We start from the raw sequence: 20,555 nt of genomic DNA on the forward strand, positions 1-20,555 counted from the left end.
GCGTTCTACCGAAACGTATTGACACAAACTCACTGGGTTGAAACTTTTGTTTCAACCCAGTTTTGTATCTCATTACTCATTACTCACGTTCTGCAAGTTTGTACCATTTTCCGCGTGAATCTCCGCTCGATCAAACCGGCATCAGCTGCATCACGCCACGCCAGTGCCAGATCATTTCCGATTCATCGTGAAACCAGCGGAAAGTTCAGCTTCCGAAAACCGTATCTTCCCAATCTTTTGAAAAGCCATCCCCCGCGCCCGTGAGGAAAGCGAAACACACACAGAATATGCAAAATTAAAATTATTGGATCACTAATTCCATCTTGCGAAAATCGCTGCTACTGATTCACGCATCCGTTCAGGTAAATCTTCCATTTCTTTGTTTTCGGTTGTTGCCTGCAAGAAATCCATATAAATCGTGGCATAAACAGCGTGTGCTAAATGTGGATCAGAAACTCCCCGCAATTCTGCTACGATCTCACCGATTTGCGCCTCTAACCCATGCACAATTTGCACCACATCAGAGCCGTCAATATCTCCGTACAATACTTCACGCTGGAAAACTACGACGTTCTTCGGCTGGCGCACCGCCAATTCCACAAACGGCTCGATCAAAGCCAATACTGCTTCGATTGCAAGCTCATTCGTCACCGCAGGTCTTTTAGTCGGCACTGGTTGATGCAAAGTTTTTTTAATTACATTTACTAATAGTGCTGCTTTTGAACCGATATGGCGAAAGAGTGTTCCCATTGATACGCCTGCTTTCTCTGCAAGCATATTTGTAGTCACATCAGCATAATTATTTAGCGCAAATAGTTCACTCCCGGCATCCATGATCCGCTGCGCGTTCGCCGCATTTTTTGCTTCGCGTTTACCTGCCATCAGTTTCCTTATAATCCTTTATGGTTTGCAGTATTGCTCAAAATGCCCAATTGAACTAAACAGATTTCACACCACACTTGTGATCAAATGTGTCTGCTTTATTCAATATTTATCTTTCGCACCATCATATCGTTTTTCGTCATTCATAGCTCACATGGAAACAATGCGATCTGCACATAGGCAATTGCATATTCACCATCGTGCGAAAGTGAAATTTGCGCTTGTGCTTTCCGTCCAATGTGATCACAAGTTTCGGTACAAGCCAGCTTAATTTCACTGGATTTTTCCAAACTTTCCCGAAATTTTGCTGCTACCGTTCCTGAAAGAACTAACTGCGGCCGCCAATAGTAATCAGCAAGCACCTCGATTTCAGAAAAAATTACTTTTTCTGGATTGATTACCGGCGGCTTTCCCAAAAGCAGATTTGACCACGCCTTCAGGAACGCCTCCTTCCCAGCCCAACGTGCCGCCAAATGGTAATCTGGAGAATTTCCAGTAACAGCTGCACGCCTGCGCGCATTCCGCAGCTCAGCAGCACTGAAAACATTTCGAAAAGTCGAACCAGCTTGGTTCAGCTGCAGCAGAAAATCTGGAATAGCTACAAGATCTACGCCAATCCCCAGCGCATACTTTGATCCTTCCCAGAGCACTGGCTGCAGCTGAGCATCCAGCGAATTATCCTCATTACGCATCTGTATTCCCCACAAGCTTTTGCTTTCTCTGATGTTAGCCGCTCATGGCGGAACTGGCACAACAACTGTATTACCGCAGCGATCTGTCAGTTCCGCCAAGCAATTAGAGCTCACTCTCGGTGCCAGTTAGCTCATTCACCGTATTTTCCGTCCGTACCAAGGCGCGCATCTAGATCAAGCAGCATTGAAATTTCAGCTTCATGCGCCACATCTGGCAGACGGCGCCCCGTCTGTGGTTGATACAGTGCCTCCCGCCCAATCATCGCCTGTGATAAATGCTGCGCACCTGCATGTAGTCGTGAAAGTGCCGCCTCACGCCACTGCTGCAATGCTGCTGTTCCATGTGTACGCATAATTGCAGCTTCAAATGCACCTGGATGCACCAGTGCAATTACAGACGATACGTGACCAAAACCAAGAGATGTGATCAAACCGGCCTTAATTGGCAGATGTTCCCCGTAATTCAATGGATCACGCAGCCAGACCAGATAATCACGCACAGCGAACTCTGGATCGAGATTGTCAAGCGAACGGTTGGCAGGAATCATGCCGGTAGCAAATACTTGCGTCATTCCAGCAATTTGGAATAATGCAGCACCTCCCTTTGCGTGCCCAGTAAGCGTCTTTTGCGAAATCACATAAAGCGGATTACCTGGCGTGCGCCCAAGTGCCTGTGCAAGTAAATGATGTAGCTCAGCTTCATTCGGATCATTGGCCTTCGTAGAAGTATCGTGTTTGGAAACAATCGCAATATCATCACTGCTCACGCCAAGCTCAGCAAGTGCACAAGCCAAACGCGATTCTTTCCCTCCTTGCCCTGCCGCGAGCGCACCAATACCAGGAGCCGGAATTGAAGTATGCATCCCATCAGCAAAACTTTGTACGTATCCAACTACACCGTAAACCGGCAAACCCATTTCCAAAGCCAAGTCTCCGCGAGCAATGAGCACAGTTCCTCCGCCTTGCGCCTCGACGAATCCATCTCGGCGTGAATCTCCTGCACGTGAACAGAAACGCTCATGAATGCCGCGATCAACTAGGCTTTGTGAATCTGCCGTCGCATTCATAAAACCAAAGCCTTCAAGCGATTCGACGGAAAGATCATCGATCCCGCCGGTAACAACAAAACTGGCTTTTCCAGTTGCAATCTTATCTACGCCTTCTTCAAGCGAGACAGCAGCAGTTGCACATGCAGCAACTGGCTGCACCATCGCTCCATAACCACCCACATAAGCTTGCATCGTATGAGCCGCAATCACATTTGGCAGTGTTTCCTGCAAAATATCTTGTGGCACAGATTCATTCAGGAATCGTTCCACAAAAAGTTTCCGCATCGAACTCATCCCACCAAAGCCCGTACCTTGGGTACATCCCACACTACTTGGATGTACTACCTGCAATAGCTCTGCAGGGCTAAAACCAGCTGAGATAAATGCATCCACGGTAGCCACAAGATTCCATGCAGCCATCTTATCTGCACTCTCAAGCATTGCTGCAGGAATACCCCACTTTTGCGGATCAAAACCTTGCGGGAATTGGCCTGCGATAAATCTTGAAAGTGTGGTTCGACGGGGCACCAATGTGGTGGCACCTTTCAAACGTGTTACTTTCCAAAGCTTGTGATCATCAGATGCTCGTGAAATCTGCGTGAACTGCGGATCGGCATTAAAATATGCCCGTGCCTCAGCTTCACTTGATACAGTGAAACTAATCGGATGATCTAAGAACACCGTAACCATGTCAGTAGTTGCAGCATCATGAATCGACTCCTCATCAGTAAGCCGACGAATGCCCGAACGAGCAACCACTTCGTCCCGGAAACGAGAATAAATATCTTGTTCTTCTACCAAGTTGTCTGCGGTATCATACCAACCGGCCTGGGGAGATTCGTGCCACGTAAGTAGCCCCATCATCCATGCCAGTTCCAGCACACCTGCAGCAGTGAGTTCGACTTTGCCGTCATCTTGAATCCCCAATTCAGCAGCAAAACGAGTCCGGGCACTGCCCCAAGTTCCGACCTCGCCGATACCAACGATCACAATCATTTCTGCAGGTTTAGCGCTGCCTTGTGGAAATAATTCAGCGCCTTGCGCCAGTTTCATTTGTTTTGGAGACGGAAGCGCTTGAATCATCTGATCTGGCACAAGTTCGGCAGATGTTTGCACTTGTGCTTCATGCTCACCGGCTTGCGCAGTTAATTCAGTAAAATCAATTTCGTCGAGTCCACCGGTAAAATCTGCATCAATCGGAGCATCAAGTGCTCTCTTGCGGGCTTCGGCAGTAGAAATTTCAATCAGTTTTTCTGCAATTTCCGAGGTTGTCCAGGTGCGCACGCCCTTTGCTTCGACTGCCGCAATGAGTGGATCATTACCGCCCATTAATCCAGTGCCGCGCACCCAACCGATTCTCGCATGTGCTAGTGTTACGTGCTTTCCCCACGGCTCCACACGCCACTTATTGCAGATCGCATCAAGTGCAGATTTTACTTCGCCATATGCACCATCTCCGCCAAAACGACCGCGATTGGGTGATCCAGGAAGTATCGTATGCAAACGGTGCGAAATATGATGCTCGCCCCCAAGAATGCCTAATCCGGTGATCAACCGTTCCACACCCCAAAGCATGATCCGCATCTCATTTTCTGCACGCGGACCGGCTTCTTCCATTGTGCCCATTACGCGTGGCGCTGCGAACGGGAAAAGTAAGTCTGGATTGAGCGCAGGTTTAACCAGATGCGTCGTACCGCCAATATTTTCGGTTTGCTCAGTGCCGATCCAATCAATGAGTGCATCAATATCACGATACGAACCAAGATTTGCTGGCACCAGCCAGAGCGCAGCATCTCCGCGAGCAGATTGTCGATATAAATTGCGGATATCAACTAGCCGCTGCTGCGAAATGTGCGAAGCTGTTGCAATCACAGTTGCGCCCCCTGCAAGCAGTTTCGCGGTTACGGCTCCTGCAATCGATTGCGGGGTCATCCCAGTAACAACAGCAATTTGTCCCGAAAATTCACCTGGGCTGAAGTCAACTGCTTGCTGTGCAATTTCCAGCAGACGTGTTTTTATCTCAGTATCAGATGTTTGCTCACTCAAATAGACAGCTTGCCGTGCTACTTCAGCTCCGGTAGCTGCAAAATTTGCCGAAATCTGCACCCCAAGTGCAATCCGGGTGACATCTTCTCGGGCAGTTGCCCAGCGGTCATTTAGTTCCACTGCTTTTCGTGAATCAAATACATTCGCAACAAGCTTTGTCCATGACGCTCCGAGCTCGGCTGTAACCGTCTCGATCAGCTCATTATCCGTTGCTCCACTATTTTCGACTATTGCCGTTTGCCCTAATCGTGTCAGTAAATCACGTGCATTTTCGGCAAGTGATCCAGTAATGAAATTCTTGAACTCATCCAATGCTGCTGCATCAACCATTGCGCCGCCTGCACCTTTGGCATTGTTTGCAGACGGTTTCGCTACCGTTACAGCAAGGAATTTCCCGACATTTATTACTGCCTGGTCAATCAGTGCGAATACTTCCGGCATACTTGCCGGTATTGGAAGCGCTGCTAATTCACCACCCCGCGTAGACTTTCCCTCACGAGTTTGCAGTAAAACGAAAGCTGTTACCCACGATTGCCATCCCGCGCCAAGCTGCCACTGCGTACTAACGTGTTTTGCAATATCGGAAAGCGATGCCCCCGCAGCGCCAAAAAGACGTCGAATATGCTCTGCAATTATTTCTGAAAGCACCGGACCAAACGGAGTGTAATTATGCGCAGCAACACAAATATTTTTTGTCAGCTCAGCAATTGATGCTTCTGCACCACCTTCAAGTGCGGAAAGCCCAAGTTCAGCCGAAATATCCATGAGCAGCTGATTCCGTTTTGACGAGACGCCATTCGTCAGTATTTCGATCGTGTCTTGCGCGCTGATCTGTGCCAAGTCGATCTTCGTCGAATAAGCGAGGAGAACTTTTAGTGCGTCAGCTGCATCAAAGTTGATTTCGGGATTCTTTGCGCCAGCTGATAATGCTTCCGGAGCAGCAGGAGTTGCAATTAAAGCTGCTGATGCTGCATTTGGATCTGCCATTCTCGCCAAATTTGTATCACCGAGATTTGGTAAATCCACTTCTGGCAGTTCAGCCACAGTGTTTTCGACGGCAGCATTTTTACTCTCACGATCTGCGAAATCTGTAGTTTTTGAATTGCTTGTGGCAAATACCGTCGGTTCATCCGCACGATACACAATCGCACTATCACGTTGTACGTTAAGCACTTTCACTTTTTTATTTGCAAACTTTGGAAGCTGTAAAGTTTTTACCGCCAAATTTGCAAGTGTTGGAGCATGCCCTAAACCGATTTCCACAAATTCTTCAATCCGAGATTGGCTGAAAAGGAAATCTTGAGTTTCGATCCAGCGCACAGGCGAAGCAAATTGCCATGAAAGTAGCTCTACAAGCAGGTTCCGACCAATTTCCCCTCGCTCTGTATCCCAGTCGATCGTCTCCCATCGCAACTGCAGATCCTGCACATAAGCAGATGGAACCACGTCCAAAATGCTGCTGCAAAACTCTTTCGTAAAAGCAAAAGGACGGGCAACCAAGTTTGGAATATAGCGATTCTCAAGACGCGCAAAGTCGATCTCATGCGGGAGCCGTTGTGCAAGCACAGCAGCGAAATCTTCCACTCCATCACGCAGTCTAGTGGAATGGAATGGCACGTCAACTCCTGGGATCAACATGAATGGAGTTTTTCCTCCAGCTGCTGTGGCACGTGCAGTCGCATCCTGCGCAAGAGCAGCAATACCTGCATTCGTGCCAGCCACTGCATATTGTGCGCCAGCCAGATTGTAATTCACGATCTCTAAGAATTCGCCGCTTTCGCGGCTTACCTGCGCAACGTATGCAGCCACATCTGCATCAGTAACCCCAAACTGGTTTGGACGCAGTGCCCCCATTTTGTACTCTGAATTACCAGTTTCATCCCGTGGTACAAGATGATGCATTGTTGAACCACGTTGGAACACAATTCCAAGTACCGTCTCTAAACTCATCATCTTTCCATAAGCAGAAAGGGCAGTATATTCACCGAGCGAATGCCCGGCAAAATAAGCCCCATCTACCAGCGCACCAGCTTCTTCCAAACGTGCAGTTTGCGCAAAAGCGACGGCAGCTAATGCTACTTGTGTAAATTGCGTCAAATTCAAAACGCCTTGCGGATGACGATAAGTAATTCCCTTGGCTACCAGCGTAGTTGGATTATCGCGAACTATCGCGAGAATTGAAAAATCCAATTCTTTGCGAGTATAAGCATCTGCGCGTTCCCAAATATCACGGGCAGCAGCAGAATCAATTCGCTCATCAAGCGCCATCCCAGCCTTTTGAATCCCTTGCCCCGGAAATACATAGGCAGTTCGTTTGGGACTCGCAATTGCCGTTGCCTGAGAAACAATTTCACCAGCTACCTTCGAAATCACTTCCAGCACTACTCGCCCACCTGTAGCAGTACCGATACGCTCAACTGAAATATCGATTTGATCCGAGAGCGCCACTAATCCGTACATGCGATAGAGCCAGCTTTCAATATTCCAACTCATCCCATTTTCATCTTCTGCACTAACAGTGTGTTGCGCTGCCGCGCAGAGCCACATTCCGTGCACGAGCGGTGCATCCAGACCAGCAATTTTCGCTGCGCGGGAAGAAGTGTGGATCGGATTATAGTCTCCAGAAACCATCGCAAAAGCAGTCATATCTTGTGGTGCCGCTACCTGGACTTTCCGAAGCAGAGCGCGTTTGCCAGATCGCATTTGCGATTCGATCTGTGCCCCCAACCATGGTTCTGCTGGCAATAATGCGCCTTCTGCCCGTCCGCGAATTGCAAAACGCTCCGAGAAACGACCAATTTCACGGTCAGTATCGGGATTCACCAGATCACCGACGCTCCGCTCCTGATTTTTGAAACGCAAAATAGTTTCCACAGTAACGATACGCCCAGAAGCAGATTCAGCAATTTGCGCACAATATGAGGTGGCTTCGATCGTGGCAGTTTGCGGAATTTGCATCACATTGAGCGTCTCTGAATGATCAAGATGCACCGCATTGAACAATCCCTCAATTACTGGAAAATTATTCACTTCCGCAGAGCCAAGAGCCGCATAAATTGCAGGCCAGCAAAGCCCCAGCAGAGCAGCTGGCACGATTTCTGCCAGATGTAATTGAGCAGACAAAGTACTAGCTGTAACTCCTGCATGGAGCGCACCTAATTCGTCATTTATCTGGAACGTATAACGTGCTTCGCCAAATTCAGACAAGTTTGAAGGCTGGATCTTTGGCAACTGGGGAATATCATCCCCCATCACGTTTTTCGCACCCACTCCAGCAGTTGCGCAGAGCATCTCATGCATTACAGCAGGCAATCTGAGATCATCCACTACCGGTAATGCGCCATTTTCCACATCGTTCAGAATCAATGGAATTCGTAGCAGTTTCACCGAATGGTGGCTTGCACTGCTATCTGACCAAAGCGTATCGAGATCAACTACGATATCGTACCCAACTTCTGTTACTTCTATTTGGTACCGATCAAGCACATGAGCCGGATTCGTGATCAAATGCCCATGCCAAACAATATGCGGCACCCGGCGCACATATTCATCAAAATCGGCTGCAATACGGGCAAAAATCTGTGGTACCTGCTGCGAATCAACCACAACTGCACCATCTGCAGCAGATTCTACTGCCTGAATTGCTGCACGCTCATAGCGAGCGAGAATATCAGCAATCGGTTCATTAACCGTCTCGATCGCTGCTACCGAAACTGGACCTGGAATTATCCGCACTTGATCCGCATCGTATCGCGGATCGTGCGACTGCCACAGGCCGTCAGTTCCCCACCATTTCATTAGCGACTCATCAATTGCGGGCACAAACGGCACTGGCTTTGGATACTTTCGGCAAAGTTCAATGAACCATGCTGCATCAAATACCGTGAAGGTAATCGATGCTGCATTCGGATAAACTGCAAGCAACTGCTCAATGCATTCAAAAGGATTTTCAGCTTGTTTCAAATCTGGAAAAAGCGTCGAAATTTCCCCTGCATCACGATCACAAAGCCGTGCTTCGCAACGCTGAAGCAGTTCATGGAATCGCTTCACCCATGACAAATCTGCATCAGGATAAGTTAATTCTGCATACCGCTGGAGAACTTGCGCATATGTCATTTGTTCCAGTTCACCGAAATAAGGTTTTGCAGTTGCATTGATCGCCGCAATAATTTCATCACGGTGATTGTGCCGGAATTGCGCGTCATTAGCTTTTACCAGCAGTCTCGAAGCACGTGCCGCCGCATTATCGATCTCGTACATATCTGCATGGAGATGCGAAATCCCTGAGGTCATCCCTCCGCTAACCTCGCCTGAGCCAACCCAACCATTATTTTGCGCAAAGGAAATCCCCGGAGTACGTACAAGTAGTTCTTTTACCGCATCAGTGGTATGCGCCTCCTTGGCGGTCATTGCTGTAGTGCCAATAAAAATACCATCAACTGGCATAACGGTATTCACGTACGATAATGCCCACTCACCCGTGAGAAATTGTGCAGCTCGCGCAGGGTCACCCAAACCGCCACCAACGCAAAGAACCGTATTTTTTTGCGAACGAATTTGCGCATATGTGCCCAGCAAAAGATGCGCCAGATCTTCCCATGAATGATGCCCGCCAGCGTGTCCGTCTTCGACCATCAGAATTATTGGAATTTCCGAATTTGCTTTTGCAATTTCCAGCACTTGCCGAATCTGATCCACCGTACCGGGTTTGAAAGCAAGATAAGGGAATCCTGCTTCACGCAGCTGCGCAATCAATTCATTCGCTTCATCCACTTCAGGGATTCCCGCTGAAATCACGAGTCCGTCAATAGGGGCACCATTTCGCCGTTCACGGCTGACGATATGCTGTGTACCAAATTGCAAATTCCAGAGATAACGATCCATAAACATTGCGTTAAATTGTGCTGTTTGCCCTGGATTTAACTGTTTTTTCAAATCGGCTAAATTGCTGAGAAAAACTTCTTCAGTCACTTGCCCGCCGCCAGCCATTTCAACCCAGTACCCTGCGTTTGCAGCCGCTGCCACGATCTCCGCTTCGACAGTTGTTGGCGTCATTCCCGCAAGCAAGACCGGAGCACGTCCAGTAAGCGTCGTGAATTTAGTTTGCAACACTTTCTTCCCGTTGAGCATTGCGATGCTTGGAGCAAATTGCGCATAGTTTACAGACTTCGCAAACTTTGCACCTGGCAGCTGGAGCAAATCGCGCCCATGTGCATCACCAGCTTCTGCTATTCCCAGCCCATGCCCCGCTGTCAGCGCAGAAGTAATTGTGCGCAGACTTGTACCTGGACCAAGATCCACAATCCATTCTGGTTTTAGTGAAAGTGCCTGCGTTATCTCCGCGCACCAATCAACATGCTCTGTGAGTACTTTCCGCGCTAGGTTCATGACATTTAGTTCACCGAAATCACAATCCTGCACCCAGGCTGCCACAAGCGCAACAGCTGGATCAAGTAATGGACTATGAAAAGGAGCATCAACGGGTAAGAATTCGCAGCTGGGAGTAAGCGCTTGCACACCAGCAGTTTTTTCTTCCAATGCTTTGTTTTGCCAATCAGCAAGTTGCGCAATTTTCTGTGCAGCTTTTATCAACGATTGCGGATTCCCAGAAAGAGTAGCACGACTAGCAGAATTAACGATTGCTACGGTTACTCCGGATTCGGTAGCAAGCTCCGCAATTTGCGTATTTGGCACGCCTCTTACAGCCAACATTGAAGTGGCTTGGCCACGCGGAGCTGCATCGATTTTCCGCGTCACACGCGTTGCTGCAGCACCGATTAATCGTGCAAGAGCAAGAATCTGAGCTGCTTTGATCTCAGAGCATCCATCCATTTGCACTTCACCAGCAGCATTTTTCAGTAATTCAACCGCAAGAACCCCTTGCGAATATCCCAGCACAGCTAAAGGCTTTGCGCTTAAACCAAGCTCTCGCAAAGCCGCATATTGGCACAGGAAAATTCCCGGTACAGAAGCAAATGCAGCATTCGCTACGTTCGGCTCAAGTAATTGCAATTTACCGCCCGTGATTTGCGTAATTTCGGGAAGCACCGGGGCAAGTATTTGTGTTGCCTGCTGATCCAACTGTATTAGTTCAGCAGAAAGGATCGGATCTTCGCGCAGCTGAGCAAGCTCCTCTTTCCACGGTGCAGCTTGACCAGCAAATTGTAAAATATATGGGACTCCAGAATTGAGTTGCTGAAACAGAGTTGTCATTATTTCCTTTACTCCTTGTATTTTTCTCTCAAAGTTCGTTTCGCATCAGAATTTGTTAAATTTCAAAGGTTTTGAACTGAGTTTAGATTCGATTTGGAATATTTATTGATATTGGATCAGCGGCAATGTGTGATTGCCGCACTTCGTTAAAATCGCGCACTATTACATCGGCATGTTTCCGTGCCGATATGTATTTCTTCGTTTCTGCGCAAGATTTGCTAATGATTTGCCAATGATTTCCCGTGTTCGTGATGGCACAATGATCCCATCTACTTCTCCCCGAGCCACAGAAAGATACGGATTCACATTTTCTTGCCGATATTTTTCACTAAGTTCTGCACGTACCTGCTGCTCACAACCATTTTCCCGGGCTTGCGAAATCTCCCGCCGATGCATGATTGCTACTGCCCCTTCCGCACCGAGCACTGCAATTTCAGCTCCTGGCCAAGCGTAAACTAAATCTCCCCCAAGTGATTTTGAGCCCATCACGATATATGCTCCACCATAGGCTTTTCGTAAAATCACGGTAACAAGAGGGACACTCGCTGTCGCATAGGCCCAAATCATTTTTGCACCACGGCGAATAATTCCGGCATGTTCTTGTTCTGCCCCCGGGCGATAGCCCGGAACATCCACAAGCGTAATTACCGGCAATCCAAACGCATCACACATCTGTACAAACCGTGCAGCTTTTTCCGATGCGTCCACATCCAATGTGCCTGCATCAACCATCGGCTGATTCGCAACAATTCCTACACTCTGCCCGTCAATACAAGCGAAACCAATCAGCATATTGCGCGCAAAATGCTCTTGCACCTGCACAAACTCACCATGATCAACGATTTTTTCAATCACCGCGACCATATCGTATGGTTGCCGAGAAGATTCTGGCACGAGTAGCCCTAAATCACTGCACTGAAGTTGCGCATTTTGTGCCGCTGCTTCAGAATATTCGTACTTTGGTACCGGCACACTTGAATTTGCCGGCAAATATGAAAGTAGTGTTTTGGCATAATCGATCGCATCTTCTTCATCATCTGCCAGATAATGAGCCACTCCAGATTGAGAATTATGCACACTCGCCCCGCCTAAATCTGCAAAGCTCACTTCTTCACCAGTAGTTGATCGAACAACATCTGGACCAGTGACGAACATATGTGAATTATCACGGGCCATGATAATGAAATCGGTAAGCGCCGGACTATATACCGCCCCACCTGCACAAGGTCCAAGAATCAGTGAAATTTGCGGAATTCTCCCAGATGCCTGGCAAGTTCGTTTGAAAATCCTGCCATACTGACTCAAAGCAACTACACCCTCTTGGATTCGTGCCCCGCCCGAATCCAAGATCCCGATCACGGGAATCTGCAATTCCAACGCTTTATCGATAATCGAAATGATCTTATTGCCTTCTGCTTCGCCCAGCGTTCCTCCCGCAACGGAAAAATCCTGCACATATAGCGCAATCTGCTTCCCATTGACTCGTGCCAGACCAGTGACTACCCCAGCACCCGTAAAGCCATGCGCAATATTACCGCCAGCAAAGCGTCCAATCTCTTGAAAACTTTGCTCATCTACCAGTGCAGCAATTCTCTCCCGTGCTGTCTTTTTCCCTTTCGGGTGCTGCAAATTACACGCTTTGACTTCAGCAGAATCAACTACCGACATTTCAAAGGCATGAAATTTTTCGCGATCGATTATTTGCGAACTGTGATCAATCGTCACTTCTTCACCAGGCAAATGCGCCTGCCAAGCACTCGCAGCTTGTGCGGGAAGATTTTCAGAACCAGATGGATGCAAATGCGTTTGTGTATCACATTGATTATTGATCGGTTTTTTGTCGCTCATTTTAATTCCTCAATTCGTGCAATCAATGCTCCGGGCACTACGTTTTCGCCGTCTGCAACAGACACGTCAACTACTGTTCCCGCACATGGCGCATACACATAGCTTTCCATTTTCATTGATTCGAGCACTGCCAGCAGATCCCCTTCTTGCACCTGTGCCCCAATCGCAGTGCATACTTTCAACACGAGAGCCTGAATTGGCGAAGTTACTTTTCCATCACTTACCTGCAATGCATCTTCATGAATCAGACGCTTTGAACGCCGTAATGGCTGAGCAGGCAAAATATGCCGGCGTTGAGCTGAAATCAAATCTTTTGGCACCGTGATCGTGCCGCGCTTCCCATCAATTTCGATCGTAAAAGTTTGCATTTCAAAATCTGCCGACGGCAGATCCGTATTTGGATCAGATCCATTTCGCTCTGATCCAGCGCCTGGATTCCATTGCGGGAAAAATTCCGCTTCAAACCAGCGAGTTGAGAAATTTCCATTTACAAAATCAGGTTCCGTGAAAATTGCTTGATACATTGCAATCGGTGTTTTGATTCCCGTAATTTTTAATTCACGCAATACTCGCTGCGCACGCACAATCGCCTGCTGCCGGTTTTCCGCAGTGACGATGATTTTTGCAATCATCGAATCGAATTCTGCAGTTACTGCATCACCTTCACACAATCCTGTATCAATGCGGACGCCCAGCCCTAGAGGCCAGCTTACCGCGTCCACAACCCCAGTAGTTGGCATCATCATCGCACCCGGATCTTCACTGGTGATCCGCATTTCAATCGCATGCCCACGGACTTCAGGAATTGGTGGAATTTCCGTTCCCATCGCAACCGTCAGCTGCATCCGCACTAAGTCCAAACCCGTAACTTCTTCTGAAACGGAATGTTCTACTTGTAGTCGCGGATTAACTTCCAGAAAATACAAATTATCTTCATACAAGAATTCGCAAGTGCCTACACCGATATAATCTACCGCTGCAAAAAGACGGCGCGAATTTTCAATCAACTGCGCGTTGATCTCTGCAGGAAGATCAAATGCGGGAGCTTCCTCAAGCATTTTCTGATTTCGCCGCTGCAGCGAGCAATCGCGCGTAGAGATAACTGCGAAGTTCCCTTCCGCATCTCTCACGCATTGGGTTTCAAGGTGCCGCGCATGCTCCAGAAATTTTTCTACAACCACTGGATTCACTGCGCCATCGTGTAACTGAAAATACTCGTGTAGCTGTTTCAGATCACGAAGCACTTTGATCCCTCTCCCACCCCCGCCATCAACTTTCTTGATTACGACTGGAAAACCTACCTTCGCCGCAAAAGTTTCAATGTCAGTAGCATTAACTTGCGATAATTCGATCCCTGGCACTGTCGGTACAGCTACGCGTGCTGCTATTTCCCGCGCACTTGCTTTGTCACCAAGCGCATACAGCACGCTTGGGTCAGGCCCGATCCACTTCATTCCCGCTGCTTGTACTGCAGCTGCAAAATCAGGCGATTCTGAAAGAAATCCATATCCTGGATGCACAGCCTGTACACATGCACGTTTCGCAATGTCGAGAATCAAAGCAGAATCAATAAAAACGTTTGCATCACGCCCAAGTAAATAAGCTTCATCTGCCATGTTTACGTATGCAGCATCACGTTCAGATTCGCAATATCCGACCACAGTTGTAATTCCAAGTTCGCGACATGTACGAATAATGCGAATCGCAATTTCGCCACGATTTGCAATTAAAAGCTTCATTTTTACCTTTCCATCTCTGAGATTCAGTTCTCTGCACAAACTTCAAGCAAAATCATTTACGGCAAGAAAACAAAACATTAAAGGATGCTTGAGAAATCACTTTTTAGTCACAAAATCTGGTTCAAGCAATGCATTTTGTGCCATTTGATCTGGGGTAATCAGGTGGTTTCCTAGGATCAACTCTCCATTCGCCCCGATTCCGCGCACGGTACCACTAATTTTCCCGATCCGCGTCTGAAGGTTACGCACTTTTCCAATATCGATGCAGTGCAGCGACATTTTGGAAAGCACATCGGTTTTTTGAAGTTGCAGATTTTGTTTTAATTCATTCAAGAAAAGAACCGCGAGAGCTTCCCGGACAATTTTGAATTCCCCCTGCAAAGATGAATCAAGCATGCGCAAAGAAGTAGCAGTAGCTAGTAGTTCATTCTTCGCTTGCAGGATATTGATTCCGACGCCGATCGCCCCAAATAGCATTCCATCGCGTTCGCCAAGTACTTCACCAAGCACGCCACCAATTTTCTGCCCCTGCATGCTTACTACATCATTTGGCCATTTCAACAAGATCTTTTGGGCGGGCAAAATTTTTGCACATGCTTCGCGCGCGGCAAGAGCTCCAGCGAATGTAGCCCAGCCATAGTCGATATTTGAGTCAAGCGGAATAAGTACTGACATCAATAGTGAAGTCTGTTTCGGAGCCTGCCAATGACGTTGGTACCTTCCGCGCCCACGCTCTTGAAAATCTGCAATACAGACACTAAATTGAGGCATTTCACGCCAATTCTGCTGAAAAAAGTCCTGTGTCGAGGTTAGACTTTCGAAGTAGGTGAGAGAATCACAATCTCTCGAAAGTAGCTCGAAGTGGTTAGACTGTTCCATATGTTTCGCCATCTCTTTGCAAATAAACTAAAACGGAGTGCACTCCAGTTCAGAGTAACACCCGCGTAGGTGGAGTCGTCAAGCGGATTGATACACACTTCGAGATTTGTGAGCTCTTACATTTCGGAGCGCGCTCCATTTTTATGACATTAGCAACACTCAGAATTTATCCCGGAAGAAAATTCTCCACCTAACTCTCTTCTGAAATGGCTGATTCTCAGGCAAAAACAGAAATAAACAGCGCATATTTTGCAGCATCAAATATGAAACAGCTGCATCTTGGGATCCCAAATTTTCTTGCCATCTATGCCACACTAGCCACATGGCTAGTGCTTTGTGGATCGATTCGATTACTCTCAGGCAGCTATCCAAAACAGGATCGGAAAAATCTTAATCACTAAAATCTCACAAAGAAAGAACTGAATATGGCAACACAAACTCTCATCTCACATCCACTACTTACAAGATGGAATATTGTAAACCGTACGCTTTTGCGTGAAATGATCGCAGGATTTTTACTTGTTGCAATATTCGCGCAAATCGTGATCCCATTTCACCCAATCCCACTCACTGGCCAGACCCTCGCTGTAGTACTGGTTGGGATGCTGGCACACCGCAATTCAGCTGCAAGTGCGCTAACTCTTTACGCAACTCTTGCAGCTTTCGGAGCGCCCATTCTTTCTGGTGGAACATCAGGAATTGGTGCATCATTTGGCTTTGTTCTCGGTTTTATTGGCGCAGCCTATGCAGTTGCCCACCTTGCGCAACGCGGTTTATCTGGCTGGCGCGCAATCGCAGTACCCGCAATCGGGCTTGCTATTCCATATATTCCAGGGTTGATTTGGCTCACCGGCTTTCTCTCCTTAAATGGCAGATTCAGTTTTAGCACTTTACTCGAAACCGGAATTACCCCTTTTCTCATTGGCGATGCCAGCAAACTTCTCATCGCCAGTATTTTTGCGCTGCTGATCAGCGAAAAACAGGCACATCAAAGCTAACTCACAAGATTTTGAAACTAAATTAGTGACGGTTGAGCCGTTTTGCATACAAGCAGCACTTCATCACCACGCTCAAACGTCAACCCCTATTTCAAACGCCGTGCTCTTCCGATAGCGAGCAGTGCCCGTTCAAGGGCATATGCACTATCTCGCGACCCTCCTTTGAGATCCGCATCGGCACGTGCGATCTCCTGAATTGCCCGCCCGAGCCCCACTGCACTCCAGCCACGCAATTCGCGTTTTGCGCGATCAATCTGCCACGGCGCAAGCGATAGCCGATAATCGATTCGCACTGAACGCATCCCGAGCACATAAGCAAGGTTGCGAAACTTCGCCGCGAGCGCAGCAACGATTGCAACTCCGGTGAGCCCAGTAGCTATTGCATGACGGGCTAACTGTACTGCCTTTGCTACATCTCCAATCACCACTGCATCAGCAACCTGATATCCAGTGGCCTCAATTCGCCCTGCACAGTAGCGAGCTACATCAGCTTCCGTGATTTTCCCTGAAACATCGCTCAGCAATTGGTTCGTAACTGCGAGTAGCTCACGCAAATCCGAACCGAGAGCATCCACTAGGGCATTGACTGCTTGCGGCGTGATCGCACGTTTTTGTTGCGTTACATCATCTTGTACTGCACGCGCTTTGTCATTAGCCGTCTTAACTTGTTTAATTTCGATCGTGGGGATTTTCTGTTTTGTTATTGCGTCTTTCAGTTTTTTCCCGCGTTGACCACCGTTATGCCGTAAAATCAAGCAAACATCAGGCTCGGGATGAGGCAGATAGGCGATGATTTCATCGCTTAAATAAGTATTTGCTTGTTCTAGATTTGGGATATAGATGGCGCGCGGCTCACCGAATAATGACGGAGATGTAAGCATTAGAAGTTCACCTGGCTGTGCATTTTGTGCATCGATCCGTGTTACTTGTGCCCCCGGCACTTGTGCCCGAAATTGATCACGCAAATCTTCAAATACGCGATCTGCATATACCGGTTCGTCACTTTTAATAAAGACGATTGGAGCAATTTCAAGTGCGTATTTCATAGCCATACCCTTTAGTATTCCACATTATTGAATAGCTGCTAATATTGGAACGCGTCTGCTGATAATCAGCACAAATTATCTTCCGGATTTATAATCCCGTCCATTTTGAGATAGCTCTCAACAACGCTTTTGCGTCTGATACTGTTTTGCACCCACCATAATATCTCCACAATCGAGAGTCGTTTTGATTAACGGTGCCTGCCAAACTGCAAAAGCATTGCGATGCGGATGCCCATAATTATTCCGTCCAACTGAAATCAGTGAAATTTCTGGTTTTATTTTTGCAGCGAGTCGCGCAGATTGACTCTTTGCACCGTGATGGGCCACAATCACGCAGGAAAATTGCGGTAGTTTCATCGGCACTAAATTTTCCTGAATTTCTGCTGGCACATCAGATAATACGAGCACTCGATGTGTTTGCAAGCGCAGATCTAAGACCAATGAATCCGTATTTGTATCATCTTCACCACCATAGATATGCAATGGACTGAGAATTTCGATCCAATCTGCATATTTTTCATGCGCTTTGACATGTTTTATTGGAATTTCTTCTTTTTGCGCAGCTGCCAACACTTGCTTATGCCGATATTGTGGATGCTGATTTTCACTCAACCAGACCTGCTCCACTTGCACTTCGGCCAATACTTGTTCAAATCCGCCCACATGATCTGCATCAAGATGCGAAATAATCAGCAAATCAAGTTTTCGTATTTTATGCCGTCTCAAGCACGGTACCGCATTACTTCGTTCCTTGCCGGTATCAATGAGCACAGTTTTTCCACCGTTGCGTGCCAGCAAACCAGACCCTTGCCCTACATCACATTGAATAAATTCCCATGCGAATGAAGTCTTGTTTCCAATTATCACTGGCATCAGGGGAAAGATGAGCAAAATACAAATTACTACTCCTGCAATAATAAAATAAGGCCAGCTCCAAAATCGCGGCCAGCCCTGCCGTGCAAATTCGATTTTTGCTGAATCTCGCACAGATTGTTTGCGTGCCCATAACAAAAGCAATATTAATCCTCCCAGTTGAATTACTGCTACTACCCAGACCGGAAAAATGAATGCCGTAAACATTGTCGAAAAACGCGCCACTTGACTTACCCACCATGCACCAATCGCACAAGGAAATAGCAAGATAGCTGCAATTGCTGGAATGAATGCGCCAATCACAGCTGCCGCCAATCCAAGTACCGTGATCACCGGAATGACCGGTGCAACAACAATATTTGCCGGAACTGCAAACAACGAAAGCTGTGGTTGTAATTGTGCAGAAATTGGGATGATTGCCGTCCCCGCAATCAGTGGTATTACAAGCCAGGTAGCCCAGCGGCGATTTACGATTGCGGGGATCTGCAGGAACGAATTTCCAATGACGATAATCGCTCCGGTGGTGATCACAGACATCTGAAAACCAATTCCAGCTGCGAGATCTGGCCAAAATGCAGCACCGACAATGACCCCCAGACTGAGTGCAGCAATCACTCCACTACCTCGCCCAAGTGAAAAAGCAATCAATGCAACTATTCCCATTATTGCCGCACGCAGCACTGAGGCACTTAACCCCACAAGCCCAACCAACAAAAATAAGAAAATACTTGCAATCATTGCGGTAAGACGGCGCCTGCGCCGCCCCAGCAAAATCATTGCGACCCCAATCAGCAATGAAATATGTGCCCCGGAAATCGCAACTAAATGTTGCAAGCCGGCCAGCTTCACCTGGTTGCGAAGATCTGCGGGCAAACCCGTAGCATCACCAAGCACAACGCCCCGTAAAATCCCAGCAGTCTGATCGGAAAAATCAGCTCCCAGCATTCGAAATTGCGTATGAATTATGCATCTGAAGTTTTCTGCGTGAGCGTAAATGCTTTCACCTTGGAAAATACTCGCATTACACTCCTTAGGGAGCAAATTATTTGCACCATAGCGAGACGATTTTTCCGGAAGTGGCAAAATCAGCCCCACCGCGATCGCAATAACTGCCGCAAAGACCATCCCGGCAACCGTTTGCGCAAGACACTCTCGACCGATTCCGGTATACGCCAAATAAGCTAAGATCAGCACTGCAATCGAAATGAGAAGCACCGTCTGCAATGGTGAAATCCAACCAACACGTACAGCCCAAAACACCAAAGCAGGCATTAAGAGTCGATAGTCATGCACACGATCACCGTCTTTTTCGCATCACAATGTAAGATATGGCCGCAATTTTTCGAGAGTTTTCTGACCGATCCGCGATACTTGCAGTAAATCTTCAAGACTCTGGAATGGGCCATTTTGCGCACGCCAGTTAAGAATCTCGCGGGCAGTGATTGCACCGATTCCAGGAATCTGATCAAGCTGTTCCACAGTAGCTGTATTCAGGTTTACTTTTTGCCGTGAACCTTCTGGATTCTCCGCTCCAGCACTGCCTGCTACCGTCTGCCCTTTACTTCCCCGCACTCCTTGCCCCTGCTGCACTCCTGGGGACGGTTCACCAAGTGCAGGTTCTCCTTTTACTGGCACATGGATCTGTGCACCATCTGAAATTGTTTGCGCCAAATTCACCAAATTAATATCAGCATTTTCTTGTGGGCCTCCAGCAGCTTGCAAAGCGTCATTCACCCGCGCATCAAGCGGTAATTCAACTACACCCGGACGATTTACAGCTCCTGATACATAGACAATGATCTGTTCATTTGTTTCACGCTCCTGACTTTCGGTTTTGTAGCCAGACATAGTTTCTGGCTGGCTCCTACTTTTTTGCGTTAGATCCTGCGCAGAATAATCTTTTGTTTCTCTGGCCGGAAGTGCTTTTGCCGTCGATTGCGAATTGTAAATCCCTACGACAAGCACCGAAATCAATACCACGCTAAAAATAACTGCCAAACTGATTAGCGCATTTTGATCAAGCCCAATACGACGACGCTGCCGCACTGTGGGAGCGCCGTGAATCTGACTTTCATCGCCCAATGTAGCGGCAAGCGCAAGCTGGCTGAAATATTTCGGCGAACTGCGCTGATTTCGATTCGGTGGCGGATTTTGCATAAAACTGTTTTAACAAACGACGCACCGCAAAATTAAGCACCTCATATCAGTTGTGGAAACTTCAGACACAATGAAGTAGCTGTGCAAAAACTTCAGCCCGCGATTTAGCTTTGCAAAAAGCACTCCACAACCG

General features: G+C 47.6%; 10 protein-coding genes. 1 reads left to right on the forward strand and 9 read right to left on the reverse strand.

What is annotated here, in order from left to right; all coding sequences use genetic code 11:
* Nucleotides 1–312: 312 nt before the first annotated feature.
* From J2S36_RS02385 to J2S36_RS02410, 6 genes are all read right to left on the reverse strand, one after another.
* Nucleotides 313–882, reverse strand: a complete 570-nt coding sequence (locus J2S36_RS02385; protein ID WP_309955147.1) for a TetR/AcrR family transcriptional regulator — start codon at nucleotides 880–882, stop codon at nucleotides 313–315.
* 143 nt (nucleotides 883–1,025) lie between these two features.
* Entirely contained in the window at nucleotides 1,026–1,574 is a 549-nt protein-coding gene (locus tag J2S36_RS02390; protein ID WP_309955149.1) for a holo-ACP synthase, read from the reverse strand.
* Nucleotides 1,575–1,705: 131 nt separating this feature from the next.
* The gene (locus J2S36_RS02395) at nucleotides 1,706–10,882 is read right to left on the reverse strand and encodes a polyketide synthase (protein WP_309955151.1); all 9,177 of its coding nucleotides are present in this window, start codon (nucleotides 10,880–10,882) and stop codon (nucleotides 1,706–1,708) included.
* Nucleotides 10,883–11,044: 162 nt separating this feature from the next.
* The gene (locus J2S36_RS02400) at nucleotides 11,045–12,550 is read right to left on the reverse strand and encodes an acyl-CoA carboxylase subunit beta (protein WP_309957452.1); all 1,506 of its coding nucleotides are present in this window, start codon (nucleotides 12,548–12,550) and stop codon (nucleotides 11,045–11,047) included.
* 176 nt (nucleotides 12,551–12,726) lie between these two features.
* Nucleotides 12,727–14,469: an acetyl/propionyl/methylcrotonyl-CoA carboxylase subunit alpha gene (locus J2S36_RS02405; RefSeq protein ID WP_309955153.1), complete on the reverse strand. Its 1,743-nt coding sequence runs from the start codon at nucleotides 14,467–14,469 to the stop codon at nucleotides 12,727–12,729.
* Nucleotides 14,470–14,565: 96 nt separating this feature from the next.
* Nucleotides 14,566–15,360 carry a biotin--[acetyl-CoA-carboxylase] ligase gene (locus tag J2S36_RS02410; RefSeq protein ID WP_309955155.1) on the reverse strand — a complete coding sequence of 265 codons (795 nt, stop codon included), beginning with the start codon at nucleotides 15,358–15,360 and terminating at the stop codon, nucleotides 14,566–14,568.
* 413 nt (nucleotides 15,361–15,773) lie between these two features.
* Here J2S36_RS02410 and J2S36_RS02415 point away from each other — a divergent pair, with 413 nt between their 5' ends.
* Entirely contained in the window at nucleotides 15,774–16,346 is a 573-nt protein-coding gene (locus J2S36_RS02415) for a biotin transporter BioY (protein ID WP_309955157.1), read from the forward strand.
* Nucleotides 16,347–16,432: 86 nt separating this feature from the next.
* On the opposite strand, the gene holA is transcribed toward J2S36_RS02415, so the two are convergent.
* The 3 genes from holA to J2S36_RS02430 all read right to left on the reverse strand — a co-directional run bounded on the left by holA (nucleotide 16,433) and on the right by J2S36_RS02430 (nucleotide 20,422).
* A complete protein-coding gene (gene holA, locus J2S36_RS02420) occupies nucleotides 16,433–17,398 on the reverse strand; it encodes a DNA polymerase III subunit delta (RefSeq protein WP_309955159.1) in 966 nt (321 codons plus the stop codon).
* Nucleotides 17,399–17,509: 111 nt separating this feature from the next.
* Nucleotides 17,510–19,558, reverse strand: coding sequence for a ComEC/Rec2 family competence protein (locus tag J2S36_RS02425; protein ID WP_309955161.1), 2,049 nt, complete (start codon nucleotides 19,556–19,558; stop codon nucleotides 17,510–17,512).
* 21 nt (nucleotides 19,559–19,579) lie between these two features.
* Nucleotides 19,580–20,422: a helix-hairpin-helix domain-containing protein gene (locus tag J2S36_RS02430; RefSeq protein ID WP_309955163.1), complete on the reverse strand. Its 843-nt coding sequence runs from the start codon at nucleotides 20,420–20,422 to the stop codon at nucleotides 19,580–19,582.
* Between the last annotated feature and the right edge of the window lie 133 nt (nucleotides 20,423–20,555).

The sequence above is a fragment of the Arcanobacterium hippocoleae genome, from assembly GCF_031456295.1.
GTDB lineage: Bacteria > Actinomycetota > Actinomycetes > Actinomycetales > Actinomycetaceae > Arcanobacterium_A > Arcanobacterium_A hippocoleae.

Excerpts from the sequence above, each read along its gene's own strand:
- J2S36_RS02385 (WP_309955147.1), bottom strand. The coding sequence starts at position 882 with ATGGCAGGTAAACGCGAAGCAAAAAATGCGGCGAACGCGCAGCGGATC.
- J2S36_RS02390 (WP_309955149.1), bottom strand. The coding sequence starts at position 1,574 with ATGCGTAATGAGGATAATTCGCTGGATGCTCAGCTGCAGCCAGTGCTC.
- J2S36_RS02395 (WP_309955151.1), bottom strand. The coding sequence starts at position 10,882 with ATGACAACTCTGTTTCAGCAACTCAATTCTGGAGTCCCATATATTTTA.
- J2S36_RS02400 (WP_309957452.1), bottom strand. The coding sequence starts at position 12,550 with ATGTCGGTAGTTGATTCTGCTGAAGTCAAAGCGTGTAATTTGCAGCAC.
- J2S36_RS02405 (WP_309955153.1), bottom strand. The coding sequence starts at position 14,469 with ATGAAGCTTTTAATTGCAAATCGTGGCGAAATTGCGATTCGCATTATT.
- J2S36_RS02410 (WP_309955155.1), bottom strand. The coding sequence starts at position 15,360 with ATGGCGAAACATATGGAACAGTCTAACCACTTCGAGCTACTTTCGAGA.
- J2S36_RS02415 (WP_309955157.1), top strand. The coding sequence starts at position 15,774 with ATGGCAACACAAACTCTCATCTCACATCCACTACTTACAAGATGGAAT.
- holA (WP_309955159.1), bottom strand. The coding sequence starts at position 17,398 with ATGGCTATGAAATACGCACTTGAAATTGCTCCAATCGTCTTTATTAAA.
- J2S36_RS02430 (WP_309955163.1), bottom strand. The coding sequence starts at position 20,422 with ATGCAAAATCCGCCACCGAATCGAAATCAGCGCAGTTCGCCGAAATAT.